Source organism: Yersinia alsatica, assembly GCF_025133195.1.
GTDB classification, from domain to species: Bacteria; Pseudomonadota; Gammaproteobacteria; order Enterobacterales; family Enterobacteriaceae; genus Yersinia; species Yersinia alsatica.
This window is the reverse complement of the sequence record NZ_CP104006.1, coordinates 3,487,555-3,500,572: the sequence shown is the minus strand read 5'-3', so window position 1 is coordinate 3,500,572 and position 13,018 is coordinate 3,487,555. Positions and strand designations below refer to the sequence as shown.

Here is a 13,018-nt window from a genome sequence, read left to right as displayed (position 1 = left end):
AATTATTTGATGTTAGCCACTGGTGTGGCTTCGATGACCAGCGTTTCCAGTGGTTTCAAGGTGATAATCACCGGTTTGCTATAGTCTTTGGCCAGACTTGCGTTGGTACCGTACACCGTTTTGAGGGTGAAACGGGTAGCTTCACCACTCGGGATTTCAAAGTCTTTGGTCAGGTCTAAATAGTAACTTTGTGCTTTATCTGATGGGTTACGTAGACCAAAGATAGCTTTATCTTTGCTCCATGATGCCCAGCCATACACCGCCAGTGCGGTAGGATCACCGCCAATCCAGTGGGTATCAACCAACACATCACTATTTTCCCTGGACCATTTCGCCGCGTCTGCCAGTGTGTCCCACTTGTTGCTGTTTAGCATTGACGGGGTGATATAGAGTTCTTGCAACTGAGTCCCGGTCGCAAAGTAGCTCCACACCTGATCAGCAAAATCTTGGTCGGTTTGTACTTTTTCCAGCCCAAAATAGGCATTTTCGGCGCTAACAATACCGTGGTACATCAGCGAGTTTATCGGGAACAGCGGGCCTTTGCGCACAATAGAACGATAGGTTTCGGCATCACGATAGGTCATCCATTGTTGCGCTGGCGAGCCTTTACCAAAGACGTTGATATCATCGCCCTGACGCCAGATAGAGTCGGCGTAGAACAGCCATGAAGGGCTGGCATTGGTGCCGGTTGTCAGGTTGATAAACAGATCTTTATTGGCCTCACGCATGTTCTTAATCAGCTCGATGGAGGCGTCAAAATCGGAGGCAAACTGGCTACCTTTAATATGAGAGTTGGCGTTGCCCATGCCGTCCAGTTTAAAGGAGGTGATATGCTCGTTTTTAATGAGTTTAATAATCTGCTCATTAAAATTACGGAAATAATTTGGGCCGGAGAGAGCGAATTTCCCATCTACGGTTTCGAAGCCATTCTCTTTGGCGTGAGAAACACGAATATCGCGGGGCTTGTTATATCCACCCCACGGCGATAACCACAAGCCCACCGAGGTATTCAGGCTGTCGGCTTTTTCTTTCACCACCCCAAATCCCTTACTGAACGCTGGGCCAAAAAGCCATTTGCCGGTGCGGTCATCCCAACCATCATCCAGTAGAAAACCGTCCAACTGTACGCCACGCTTTTTAATCAGTTCATCGGCGTAAGTGTCCATCCGGTCGAGCACTTCTTGTTCGGTATACGTGGTGAAGAAGCCGATATCCATCCAACTGTTGTAGTGAAGATACTGCTGATAAGGGCGAGGGCGCATCGCATTGATAAATTGGTTAAAGCTGCGGCGCAACTGGTTATTTTCTTCAAAGGTGCCGAAATAGGTGGTGAAAGTAACGGGCGCATCAGTTTCAATCGGCGTTTTTAATTCTACATTCAGATTGGTTGTAGTTTCATACGCATAGGTATTGACGATAGGTTTTTCCGGCAAGATAAAGAAGCTATCGGCGATAATCGGCGAGCTATTAATTGCGCCATCAACGTAAGGGGCTTGTGACTGCCCTTTGGTTGGGAAGAAGGTGATTTTGGCTACCTCACGCGCCTTACCTTTTGCCTTAATCGTATAGTCGATGCTGGCATATTTCCCTTTTAATACATTGAGTACCACGCTGACATCGAAGTCTTTATGCTCGTAATCGATGTGAATAGCATCATCTTTCTGAGTGACATTTTTAATTTTGAAGTCGGCGGCGTGGATAACGTCTTCATTGGGGAGGGTGAGGAAAAACAGCTCCACTGGAGCAAGTTTGTGGTCTGAAAGTTTATCTTTCACCACGACAGCTGAATTTTTATCATCAAATGAGAGGGACAGTTTATCGTTATTCAAGAGGTATTCGGCAGCAAAAGCGCCGTTGCTCACCAGTAACAATAAGAGCGAACTCGGTATGATTTTCTTCATGCGGATGTCCTTGTTATTTGAGGTCCAGAAAAGGTGTTGGCAGTTTTTCAGCTAGTGCTTTGAATCGGATAGGGCATTAAATTAAAAAGTGTTTCTAATCGAACAAGTATTGAGTTGATAGCGTTACCCGGCGGTCACCGGGCAACATGCTAAGCACAACCTATTTATAGCGAGGCTTCAGTTTCAGGAATTAATTTGTTAGCAGATCCACAGACGGTCACCTTACTGCGTACCACTTCTTTCATGGCGTCCATACCGACTCGCATGTAATAGCGCGGGTCATTGCCTTCTGGATTATCGGCAAACCATTTTTTCACCGCCGCCGCGAAGGCAATTTTTAGCTCGGTTGCCACATTGACTTTGCAAACACCCAGCCCAATAGCACGTCTGACATATTCATCAGGGACATCACTTGCGCCATGTAAAACCAGCGGAATATCAACTGTTTCCCGGATTTCTGCCAAACGCTTAAAATCAATTTTGGGGCGTTTAGTATAGAGGCCGTGGGCGGTTCCAATGGCAACCGCCAAGCTATCAACACCGGTGAGTTCGACAAAGCGCCGTGCTTCTTGTGGGTCGGTCAGAAAAGCGCTCTCTTCATCGACATCCATATCATCTTCTACGCCACCCAGACGGCCTAATTCAGCTTCGACGCTGCAATCGTTGCGATGACAGAAATCAACCACCGTCTTCACCAATTGCACATTCTCGGCAAACGGGAAGTGGCTGCCGTCAATCATGGCGCTGCGTACCCCGGCGTTAACCTTACGACTGATATCTTCCAATGATTCATGATGATCAAGATGTAACGCCAGCGGCATGTCATAGCTTGCCGAATAAGCTTTACACAGCGCATAGATCTCTTCAAAAGCGATGTGTTTAAACGTGCCCGGCGTACCGGCCAGGATCACCGGCGACTGCATTTCTTTGCAGACTTCGAGGATTGCCTGAATAGTTTCCGCGTTATGGATATTAAACGCCGGTACCGCGTAGCCTCTTGCTTGCGCGTCCTGAAGCAGATATTTGGTAGAAATAATACTCATATAATGATCCTCTCAGCCTTTCCACGGGTGAATAACCACGCCTTTCACTACACGGTTAACTGTCCCGCTGGCGGAAGGGGTATCCGGAGTAATACCTGCTTTGATGGATTCGGTCAGGGCAAAAATTTGCGCGTACATCAGGAAGCAGAAGGCCTGTTCGATATCAATAAAGTCGCGGGAAGCCGGTAGCTGAATAGAGGGCCCGGCTTCGATTTCTGGGCTGGTGGTGGCAGAGACCGCCACGACACGCATGGCTTGTTGGTCGCGGTGCAACTCAGCTAGCAAGTCGAGATCGTATTGGCGGGTGTAAGGGTGGCTGGAAACAAAAACCACCACCAGTGTTTCGCCATTGACCAGTGACTTTGGCCCGTGGCGGAAGCCGGTAGGCGAGTCATAAAACGCGACCAATTTACCGGCAGTGAGCTCTAATACTTTCAGTGCCGATTCCCGCGCCACACCTTGTAATCCACCGCTACCGAGGTAAACAATTCGTTTGAACGGCAGGTCGCCAAACACGGCTTCACTCAGGTTACCTTGTGCGGTAATGATCTGCTGACAGCGGGTGGCAACATCTTGGAAGCGAGTGCTGCTGATAACCTCAGGAGCAAAAACTGCCAGGCAGCTTGCCATCATGGTAGTGATGCTGCTGGTCATGGCGAAGCCGCGGTCATGGGTTTCTGCTGGCATCAGCAGCGCCAGTGCATTGTCGCTTTTCGCTGCATTTTGATACAGGCTGCCGGCTTCATTGCAGGTGATGACCAGATGATGACACTGCTTGACTAATTGGTTGGCTAAATCCACGGCGGCCACACTTTCAGGGCTGTTACCTGAGCGCGCAAAGGAGATAAGCAGTGTGGGCTGCTCGGTAGACAGATAGTCAACCGGGTTGGTGACGAGGTCGGTTGTCGGCACGGCGACAAAATTTTTCTCAGTATGGCGTGATAGCCATGGCGCAATAATATCACCGATAAACGCTGAGGTTCCCGCACCGGTCAGGACAATCTGTAAATCAGGTTTTTGCAACAGTGGCGCAAGGAAGGCATCGATATCATGACGTAAGCTTTCAATATTTTTCAGGGATCGGATCCAGCACTCAGGTTGTTGGCGAATCTCTTTTTCAGTCCAGGTCGAGGTGTTGGAAATACGGGCAGAATGGGTTTCGTTCATAACTCAGTCCTTAGCAGTGCATATTCAAAGGGTCAGCACAAAGCAGCACATGGTAATCTTTCGTTTTGTTTCATTTAACCCGCTCTGTGTTTAAATGAGAATCTATAGAAAAGAAAACGAAAGGTCAACAGAAGAAAAGAAATAAAACGAAAAACGTGATGTGAAAAGCAGTAAATCTCTTAAATGCTGTTGATTTATATATGAATATTGTTTTTTATAGTAGATTGATGCGAAAAGTGCGAAAGGAAAAGAAAGGTTTGTGACAGTGCGAGCCACAAACCAATGTGATACGTAATGAAAGGGCTACAGGAGAACCGGCAAGCCATCAATCCAAATAGTTTGCAGTTTGAGTTGGGAATCAAGCGCAATGATATTGGCGCGTTTATTCACTGACAGTGAGCCATAGGTTTGCTCAAGCCCCAGCATGCGGGCGGGATGCAGTGAGGCCATATGGATAGCATCCGCCGCCGGTATACCCACGTCATTAACCAGATTTCGCACTGCGGCATCCAGCGAAAGCGTACTTCCAGCCAAGCCTCCGCTAACCGTGCGGACAACCCCCTGCTGCATTGTTACCGGGTGACCACAAATCGAATAGTCACCATCTGGCATCCCTGCCGCACTCATCGCATCAGTTATCAATAATATTCGCGGCTTGGCGCAACCACAGCAAAGGCTCATTACGGCAGGATGCACATGGTGACCATCGGCAATCAACTCAAGCCAGGCGCGCGGGTCAGTTAACCCCGCACCAACCATGCCGGGGTTACGATGATGCAGGCCGGTCATGCCATTAAAGCAGTGAACTAGCCCATCAGCCCCAGCATCAAAAGCACGGCATGTTTCTTCATAACTCGCCGCGCTGTGGCCGAGCATGACCTTTACCCCGCGGCTTTTCAGATGTTTAATGGCCGCTAGCGCACCGGGTTTTTCAGGTGCCAGCGCCACCACACGCAATGTATTCCGCGAAATCTGAATCAATCTATCGAGCTCGGTAACATCCAGTTCGCGGAACAGTTCTGGCGGGTGCGCCCCTTTATTCTGTGGCGTGAAATAGGGGCCTTCAAGATAGCTTCCCAGCACGGTGGCCCCTTTCCCTCCTTGATGGCAGCGCTGAGCGATACGTTGCAGTGCGCGCGCTATTTCTTCCAATGGGGCGGTTACGGTGGTCGGCAGCCATCCGCCCACCCCCTCACGCGCTTTATGTAATGCCAATCGGCCCAGCGCGTGGGGATCGTCATCCATCACATCAACACCGTCGCCACCGTGGACATGAATATCAATGTAGGCAGGGCACAACAGTTCAGCATCACGCAACGTCACGCCGGTTGGGATTGGCTCGATGGTGACGATAGTGCCGCCATTGATATGCAACTGGTGATTGTCGAGCCAGCCTTGCTCCGTAAGAACACGTCTGGCTCGTAGCAATACCGTCATATTCCTTCCTCAACGGGTGCTGCTTCGCGATAGCGCCCCATCTCGTCCACCAGACTGGTCAATCCCCGGTGACCACATTCGAGCGCCATGCGGCGGAACTCTTGGCTACTGAGGCCTTCGCGCTCCAGCACCATTTCCAGCAAGAGCTGTAAATTTACACCGGTGATCACTTCGCGGTCTGCTTTCTGCATTGCCAGCGTTGAGGCTACGCGGAAGGGGGTGCCGCCGAGTAAATCAGTCAAAAAAACCAGCCCTTTGCGCTCATCCAGACTGGCTAACGCCTCTTCAAACTGAGCCGTCAGCAGGGCGGTGGAGGAGCTTTCAGGAAAATCGATGGCTATCACTTGCGGTTGTTCGCCAAGTATTTGCTTCATCGCCTTTTCCATTCCGGTGGCAAACCCACCGTGGCCACTGAGAATAATGCTTATCATCTTGTTTTATCTCGCTTATTATTTTCTCTCGCGATTATAGGAAGTGGCAGAACTTGCCAACAATTCCTAACACTACCGTGAGCCCGATGAGTCGCAGAGGACTCCAGCCACGGCGTACCAGCCAATACATAGTCAGGGTGTATAGCAGTGGAAGAAAAGCTGGCATCAGTTTATCGATAACATCGGTTTGTAACTTAACCACCGCGTCCCCGGCAGTGATTTCAAGTGTGGTGGATAAGCGAACGTAGGTGGCCACCAGAGCGCCAATCACCGTCATCCCAACAATAGATGCCGCATGGCTTACTTTACGCGTATTGGCTTTAATGAGTGGGATGGCCGCCACACCCATGCGGTATGCATAGTGGGCCAGACCGAAACGCAGCCCAAGATGAACGACGTTAAACATTACCAAAAACACCACCGCGCCAAGAATCGATCCTTGCAGGGCCAGACTGGCCCCAATACCACCGCAAATAGGGAGCAAGGTCAGCCAGAACATGGCATCGCCAATCCCGCCAAGTGGCGCGCCAACCGCGATTTTGGTGCTTTGGATGCTGTTGACATCCTGCTTTGAACGCTCCATCGCCAGAATGATGCCGATAACGAAAGTCACCAGGAAAGGATGGGTATTGAAGAATCCCATATGGCCTTTCATCGCCCGCGCCAGGTCATTCTTATTGGTATGGATCTTTTTCAGCGCCGGTAACAGACCGTAAAGCCAACCAGAAGCTTGCATACGTTCATAGTTAAAGGAGGCTTGCAGCAGCATGGAGCGCCATGCCACACGGTTGATATCTTTCTTCGTCAGTTCGGCACCGATAGTTTGATCTTCATAGATATTGTCGTTGCCATCAACCACCGACTTTTCCGTTACGCTGACGTCTGGCAAAACTTGAGTATTAGATACCATCTTCGAATTCCTCTTGCTCAGTACGGGAAGGCTGCTGCGCCGGTGGGTCTTTACGCATAAAATCAATGATAGCCATTGCCAGTGCGGCGGCGGCGATAGCCAGCACCGGCAGTTTTAGCCAGGCGGCAGCGACAAAACCAAGAATAAAGTAGGGGATATAAATGTTTTTCATCATGATTTTCAGCAATACGGCAAAACCGATTGCTGGCATGATGCCCCCGGCCACGCCAAGGCCATCGATCAGACGGGCTGGCAGGACATCGATAACTGTTTTTGCATGCTCCGCGCCAAAATAGATGGGCAAGAATGCACACAGAAAATAGAACGTCCCCAGTGCCAGTAAGGCCAGATAGTTAACGCGCTCAATGCCGGCGGTATCAGCATTTGCCGCCATTTTGTCGCAGCGTGCCATCACGCCAGACATAATGGAGAACAAGAACGTAATCCCCATTTGTACTGCTACGGCGAAGGGGACTGCCACCCCAACGGCGACCTCTGGTTTTACGCCAGCGGTAATAGCAAAGGCAGTGCCGACAATAGTGCCGATAATCACGTTAGGAGGCTGGGCACCCGCCAGTGGAGCAAGCCCCATCCACACCAGTTCCAATGTACCGCCGGTCAGAATGCCGGTATGAAGGTCACCCAATATCAGGCCAACCAGTGGCCCGAGGACCACCGGGCGGTGCATATGTGTCAGGCCGTTGAACATATCCAGACCTGCAATAAAGGCCAGAATCCCCAACGCTAATGCCTGTAGTAAGCTAATTTCCATAGAAAATACCTCAGAGGAGTTTGTAGAGATCCTGAGCGGGCTCGGTTGGCACGCCCTGAATAAAACATTCCACCCCTGCTTTTCTCAGGCCATAAAAGGCGGCAATATCCTGATCGTCAACAGAGACAGTTTTTGCTATTTGTTGTTTACCGTCGGCGTAATGCATATTGCCGACGTTGATGCGAGTCACCGGTACATCACCGTTAACTAATGTCAGAAAATCTTCAGGGTTCTTGCAAACTAGCAAAATTTTCTGGCGATCAGCGGCGCGATGAATATTGTCGATGACTTTTTGCAGTGACCAGAAACGGACAGAAATCCCTTCCGCCAGCACCATTTCCATCAGACTTTGCTGCACCTGATCTTCGGCAACTTCATCATTAGCCACTAACACCAGATTCGCTCCGGCAAAACCTACCCACTGGACGCCAACCTGACCGTGAATGAGGCGCTCATCAATACGACTTAATACAATGTTTGGCATGTTTTCTTCCTTATTATCATTGTGTTAATTGGATGGCGATGTTCCCAGGCAGGCAGCATGGTACTGGCGCAATACATCCTGGATATGATCGATAATCAGTTCGTGCGGTGTTGCTGCAAAAAGGCCTTCACGGACCTTAACGTATTGAAGAGGCAGATACTGACTGATTAAAGGCAGTGGAATCGATTCATCCTCCAAATTTTCTATTAATTTGGAATAAGCCTTGTCAATGTCCTGATCGGGCCAGTAGTAACGAATGCGGTCGGAGTAGCTATAACCTCGAGCCAAACGACGTTGTTCACCATTACCGTGATAGTGGTGTTGCCAATATTCCGGTTGTTCCTGCATGACATTTTCCAGTACATCCCGCAAACCTGAACGCTGATGTGCTGGTTGTAATTCCTGTTCAATCGCGGCCAGTGAAAAAAGGGCTTCACGTAGCGCGAAAGTGAGCGCCGGGCCTACTTTCAAAATCGCAAAGTGATGCTGAACGAGCTGCCGTAGGGCGAGTGGGGTCTGATAATCGGTGGAGTGAGCCTCAAAGACCATGGTGTCAAATTCTTCGATCATTTGACTGAGAGCCAGCGATTTCTCCGGTTGATAATCAATAACATGGGTATGGTCGAATTCGACACCCGGTTGGACGACCAACCCGATAATCCGCGGCCATAGGTCACTCAAGCCCTGTTGTTCAAAAGCGTGGCGGTGAGCTTCCAATGTGGCTTTTGCTGCTGGTGGTGAGGTGACAGCCAGTGTTGATAGGGTTTCATGCGCACCACCGGGAACCGGGACTTCGGTGCCGATGACATAAACCAAATCAGAGGAACCATATTGTTCCTTACGGGTTTGTTCTGCTATCAGAGCCAATCTGGCAGCTCTCTTAGCAACAATTTCATCGGTTAATGGCACCGGGTCATCAGCACAAGACATACTGCAATCAAGGTGGATTTTCTTAAAGCCCGCAGTAACATAGTGGCGAATGAGTTCTTCCGCCTGAGCCATCGCTTCTTCTGCAGGGGCGTTTTGCCAGCGGTTAGGGCCAAGGTGATCGCCACCTAAAATCAATTGGTCGCGAGGAAACTGATGGTCATCGGCCATTTGTTCAACAAAACCACGGAAATCAGCCGGAGTCATGCCGGTATAGCCGCCATACTGATCTACCTGATTGGAGGTCGCCTCTATTAATAAGATAGATTCTGCCGCCCGGGCGTGGCGTATTGCTGCTTCCAGAACCAAGGGGTGTGCAGAACAGACGGCAAAAATGCCACATCCTGTATCCTGTTTATGGTCGGCCACAAACTCGGTTAAATGTTTCACTTTCCTCTCCGTATGGGTTTTAGGTGACTTTTATCTTTCGATTTGTTTCAAGGATACTGCTTTATCATGGAATAAAAACAAAACGAAAGATAATAAAATTGGGATCTGTTTCGCAAAAGAAACATAATGAAAGGGTGTTTGGCCGGAAAGAAGTCTGGTTTTGCGCAATGTTAAGGCTTGCTTTCCCGCAAAAGAAAGGTGTTAATAGGCAAAGTGAAAAGAAACGAAAGGCTTTTAGAAAGGATTTCCTATGAGCAATACTGATTCAATAGCAGACAAACGTATAACGGGTACAAGTGAAAGGCGCGAGCAGATTATTCAACGCCTGCGCCAACAAGGAAGTGTTCAGGTTAATGACTTATCGTCATTCTTTGGTGTTTCGACGGTTACGATCCGCAATGATCTGGCTTTCTTGGAAAAACAAGGAATTGCGGTTCGGGCATATGGCGGCGCGCTCGTGTGCGACTCTGGAACCCCTGCGCTTGAGCCGACGGTAGAAGATAAAAGTTCCCTTAATACATCACTAAAACGCAGTATTGCTCAGGTGGCCGCCAACCTGATTAAACCGGGGCACCGCGTCATTCTGGACTCCGGCACCACCACCAATGAAATTGCACGCCATATGCGCCATCATAAGGAGGTCATTGCGATGACCAACGGCATGAATGTGGCCAATTCATTGCTAGATGCTGAAGGAGTGGAATTGTTGATGACTGGCGGGCATTTGCGCCGTCAGTCGCTTTCCTTCTATGGCGATCAAGCCGATCAATCCTTACAGAATTACCACTTTGATATGTTATTTCTTGGGGTGGACGCCATCAGTCTTGAGCGGGGCGTAAGCACACATAATGAAGACGAAGCACGGCTTAATCGCCGTATGTGTGAAGTCGCGGAGCGGATTATTGTGGTTACTGACTCCAGCAAATTTAATCGTTCCAGTTTACATAAGATTATTGATACTCAGCGCATACATATGGTCATCACCGACCAAGGCATTCCAGCGGAAAGTTTGAATGGGCTACGTAAAGGTGGGATTGAGGTTATTCTGGTTGGGGAGTAGCAGCCGGTTCTCACTCATGCAAACATTTGGCTTCATCTGAGATAGTGACAGTGATGTCCACAATACAAACAGCCCGCAATCGTTATAGATGAGCGGGTTTTTGTATTCATCAGGATTATCTGATAATTGCTGGTTTAACTTATTGTGATAATGATCATTTCGTCCAGCGAATTATAATGCTATTTAATCATTCATCCTGATTAATGTTGGAGTCATTATGAACAATTTAGAATTGCAGGCATTGCGTCAGCTTTTTTTTATGAGTTATGACGAGGCGGCAAATTATATTGCAGGCGATAAAAACACAAAAATGTGGCAACAATGGGAAAATGGAGAGCAAGAGATTCCCGTATCAGTGGTTGAAACAATGACTTTGATGAATGAAAAAAGAAAAGAAAGGGTTAATGCCATCATTAAAAAGATAAATAATCGTATTGGGAATAATACTATGCGCTTTTTCCCCGATTATAAGGAATTTCATGCTGTTTATGCTGATGCAGACTTTTTAGAATGGAAAATATATCAATCTGTTGCTGCCGAACTTTATTCTCATGATCTGGAGAGATTGTGTTAACCGCGCTAGGAATTTTGTGACCAATGAATAAATTTACTTTCTGAAAAGAAAGTATCTTGCATTAATTATTCCTTGATGGCCTAAGCATATTGACACTTCAAGGAAATTAATTACTGGTTTTAATAATATGACTCTCATCATAAAAATGAATAATATGTATCCTTTCACACAAATTTAAAAATAAACACCTTGTGTGTTATTGCCTATTAGCGGCATGCTCACTGCTCTATATTCATCATTAAATACCATCTTTTTAGTCTTTGCTATTAAACAAATACCACCTTTGTTAAATCACCAATCTACATGTTTCGATAATGTTGCTAAATAGCTGTCAGTGGCGTTGATAAAAAACACAATTATAACAGAGCAAGTAGACCAATAGCATCCTGATAGGCCGTCCATAGACATAATCTATGAATTGCTTTCAAAAAATGAATTATTTATTGCTAGACCGGATTGTTAGTATGGAAATACATGAAGTGCCTAGCCTTTCAGGATTATTTTACTTGTCGCATTGAGTCTGGTTGTCATTTTCTTGCATCACAAAATTCACCGGGAAAGTACCTATAGATCAGGTTTTTTGAGATAAAGAACAGGAAAGAAAATCCTGTAGATCGAATCAAAAAATCCTTTTCTGAAAAGGGTTTATATGAAAAACAATTACATACCTACATCTATCGGCTTGTATATTAATTATCTGGTCCACGGCATGGGTGTCATATTGATCAGTTTGAATATGCCCCATCTACAACAGCAGTGGCACACTGACGCTGCTGGTGTCTCGATTGTCATTTCTTCATTGGGAATAGGGCGGCTGAGTATTTTGCTGGTGGCGGGCATGCTCTCTGATCGTTTTGGTCGCAAACCTTTTGTTTATCTGGGAATGGCCTGTTATCTGGTCTTTTTCCTCGGTGTCCTTGGCACACAAAGTATTGTTGTGGCCTATTGTTTCGGTTTCTTGGCGGGAATGGCAAACAGCTTCCTTGACTCTGGTACCTATCCATCATTGATGGAAGCTTTCCCAAATACGCCAAGCACGGCGAATATTCTTATCAAAGCATTTGTTTCTGGCGGGCAATTTATTTTGCCGTTTATGATTAGCATATTAGTGTGGTTTGATCTCTGGTTCGGCTGGTCGTTTTTAATTGCCGCCTGCGTCATGCTGGTGAATGCACTCTATCTGTTTCGATGCCCCTTCCCACAGCATAAAACCCCAGTGAAAATAGAGCCGATGACGGATACCGCTGAATCTGAAACATCTAAAAGTTATACCTGCTCAATGTTGGATCTCGCCAGCTTTACGCTGTATGGATACATCGCTATGGCGACGTTTTATTTGATTAGCCAGTGGCTGGCGCAGTATGGGCAGTTTGTGGCGGGTATGTCTTATACCATGTCTATCAAACTCCTCAGTGTCTACACCATAGGTTCTTTGCTATGTGTCTTTATTACGGCGGGATTGGTTAAGAAAACGGTTAATTCAACTACATTGCTTATGCTTTATACCTTTATATCTTTCGTTGCCTTGCTAGCGGTGTGTTTATATACCACCGTCACAACCGTGTTTATTTTTTCCTTTGTGATTGGTTTCTCTGCTGCTGGCGGTGTTATGCAACTCGGCTTGACACTGATGGCGATGCGCTTTCCGCAGGCTAAAGGTAAAGCCACCGCTATTTTTTATAGTGCAGGGAGCCTGGCGACATTCACTATCCCATTAATTACAGCCAAACTCTCGCAAACCAGCATCGCCCATATTATGTGGTTTGATGTTGGCCTCGCTGCGGCCGGTTTCTTGACGGCACTGTTTATTGGTTATCGCAGCCGGAGGGAGCAAAGTTATAGCGTAAAAATGAATCAAGTTCAGGCCTGAAAGAAGAAATAGTGTGTAGATAGCAGCGGCTATCTACACGTTAATTTACCGG

At 47.6% G+C, this 13,018-nt stretch carries 12 protein-coding genes; 3 read left to right on the top strand and 9 right to left on the bottom strand.

Annotation, left to right across the window (positions count from 1 at the left end):
• Positions 1–2: 2 nt before the first annotated feature.
• From yacT to kbaZ, 9 genes are all read right to left on the bottom strand, one after another.
• Positions 3–1,901 carry an enterotoxin YacT gene (gene yacT / locus N0H69_RS15620; protein WP_050151687.1) on the bottom strand — a complete coding sequence of 633 codons (1,899 nt, stop codon included), beginning with the start codon at positions 1,899–1,901 and terminating at the stop codon, positions 3–5.
• A gap of 164 nt (positions 1,902–2,065) precedes the next feature.
• Positions 2,066–2,944, bottom strand: coding sequence for a tagatose-bisphosphate aldolase subunit KbaY (gene kbaY, locus N0H69_RS15615; protein WP_050107324.1), 879 nt, complete (start codon positions 2,942–2,944; stop codon positions 2,066–2,068).
• A gap of 12 nt (positions 2,945–2,956) precedes the next feature.
• Complete coding sequence (locus N0H69_RS15610) at positions 2,957–4,111, bottom strand: SIS domain-containing protein (protein WP_050107323.1); 1,155 nt, start codon at positions 4,109–4,111, stop codon at positions 2,957–2,959.
• A gap of 303 nt (positions 4,112–4,414) precedes the next feature.
• A complete protein-coding gene (gene nagA / locus N0H69_RS15605; protein WP_050151688.1) occupies positions 4,415–5,548 on the bottom strand; it encodes an N-acetylglucosamine-6-phosphate deacetylase in 1,134 nt (377 codons plus the stop codon).
• On the bottom strand, positions 5,545–5,979 hold the full coding sequence (gene agaF, locus N0H69_RS15600; RefSeq protein ID WP_050151689.1) for a PTS galactosamine/N-acetylgalactosamine transporter subunit IIA: 435 nt from the start codon (positions 5,977–5,979) through the stop codon (positions 5,545–5,547). Before agaF ends, nagA begins: the two co-directional genes overlap by 4 nt.
• A gap of 34 nt (positions 5,980–6,013) precedes the next feature.
• On the bottom strand, positions 6,014–6,889 hold the full coding sequence (gene agaE / locus N0H69_RS15595; protein WP_050107320.1) for a PTS N-acetylgalactosamine transporter subunit IID: 876 nt from the start codon (positions 6,887–6,889) through the stop codon (positions 6,014–6,016).
• Complete coding sequence (agaW, locus tag N0H69_RS15590) at positions 6,879–7,661, bottom strand: PTS N-acetylgalactosamine transporter subunit IIC (RefSeq protein ID WP_004712318.1); 783 nt, start codon at positions 7,659–7,661, stop codon at positions 6,879–6,881. Before agaW ends, agaE begins: the two co-directional genes overlap by 11 nt.
• A gap of 10 nt (positions 7,662–7,671) precedes the next feature.
• Positions 7,672–8,145: a PTS N-acetylgalactosamine transporter subunit IIB gene (gene agaV / locus N0H69_RS15585; RefSeq protein ID WP_050151690.1), complete on the bottom strand. Its 474-nt coding sequence runs from the start codon at positions 8,143–8,145 to the stop codon at positions 7,672–7,674.
• A 24-nt stretch (positions 8,146–8,169) separates the two neighbouring features.
• Complete coding sequence (gene kbaZ, locus N0H69_RS15580) at positions 8,170–9,462, bottom strand: tagatose-bisphosphate aldolase subunit KbaZ (RefSeq protein ID WP_050151691.1); 1,293 nt, start codon at positions 9,460–9,462, stop codon at positions 8,170–8,172.
• A 250-nt stretch (positions 9,463–9,712) separates the two neighbouring features.
• Here kbaZ and N0H69_RS15575 point away from each other — a divergent pair, with 250 nt between their 5' ends.
• From N0H69_RS15575 to N0H69_RS15565, 3 genes are all read left to right on the top strand, one after another.
• The gene (locus N0H69_RS15575) at positions 9,713–10,522 is read left to right on the top strand and encodes a DeoR family transcriptional regulator (RefSeq protein WP_050107316.1); all 810 of its coding nucleotides are present in this window, start codon (positions 9,713–9,715) and stop codon (positions 10,520–10,522) included.
• Positions 10,523–10,739: 217 nt separating this feature from the next.
• The gene (locus tag N0H69_RS15570) at positions 10,740–11,096 is read left to right on the top strand and encodes a YdiL family protein (RefSeq protein ID WP_050122095.1); all 357 of its coding nucleotides are present in this window, start codon (positions 10,740–10,742) and stop codon (positions 11,094–11,096) included.
• 649 nt (positions 11,097–11,745) lie between these two features.
• Entirely contained in the window at positions 11,746–12,966 is a 1,221-nt protein-coding gene (locus N0H69_RS15565; protein WP_050151692.1) for an MFS transporter, read from the top strand.
• Positions 12,967–13,018: the final 52 nt, after the last annotated feature.

Excerpts from the sequence above, each read along its gene's own strand:
- N0H69_RS15570 (WP_050122095.1), top strand. The coding sequence starts at position 10,740 with ATGAACAATTTAGAATTGCAGGCATTGCGTCAGCTTTTTTTTATGAGT.
- agaV (WP_050151690.1), bottom strand. The coding sequence starts at position 8,145 with ATGCCAAACATTGTATTAAGTCGTATTGATGAGCGCCTCATTCACGGT.
- N0H69_RS15610 (WP_050107323.1), bottom strand. The coding sequence starts at position 4,111 with ATGAACGAAACCCATTCTGCCCGTATTTCCAACACCTCGACCTGGACT.
- kbaY (WP_050107324.1), bottom strand. The coding sequence starts at position 2,944 with ATGAGTATTATTTCTACCAAATATCTGCTTCAGGACGCGCAAGCAAGA.
- agaW (WP_004712318.1), bottom strand. The coding sequence starts at position 7,661 with ATGGAAATTAGCTTACTACAGGCATTAGCGTTGGGGATTCTGGCCTTT.
- nagA (WP_050151688.1), bottom strand. The coding sequence starts at position 5,548 with ATGACGGTATTGCTACGAGCCAGACGTGTTCTTACGGAGCAAGGCTGG.
- yacT (WP_050151687.1), bottom strand. The coding sequence starts at position 1,901 with ATGAAGAAAATCATACCGAGTTCGCTCTTATTGTTACTGGTGAGCAAC.
- N0H69_RS15565 (WP_050151692.1), top strand. The coding sequence starts at position 11,746 with ATGAAAAACAATTACATACCTACATCTATCGGCTTGTATATTAATTAT.
- agaF (WP_050151689.1), bottom strand. The coding sequence starts at position 5,979 with ATGATAAGCATTATTCTCAGTGGCCACGGTGGGTTTGCCACCGGAATG.
- N0H69_RS15575 (WP_050107316.1), top strand. The coding sequence starts at position 9,713 with ATGAGCAATACTGATTCAATAGCAGACAAACGTATAACGGGTACAAGT.
- agaE (WP_050107320.1), bottom strand. The coding sequence starts at position 6,889 with ATGGTATCTAATACTCAAGTTTTGCCAGACGTCAGCGTAACGGAAAAG.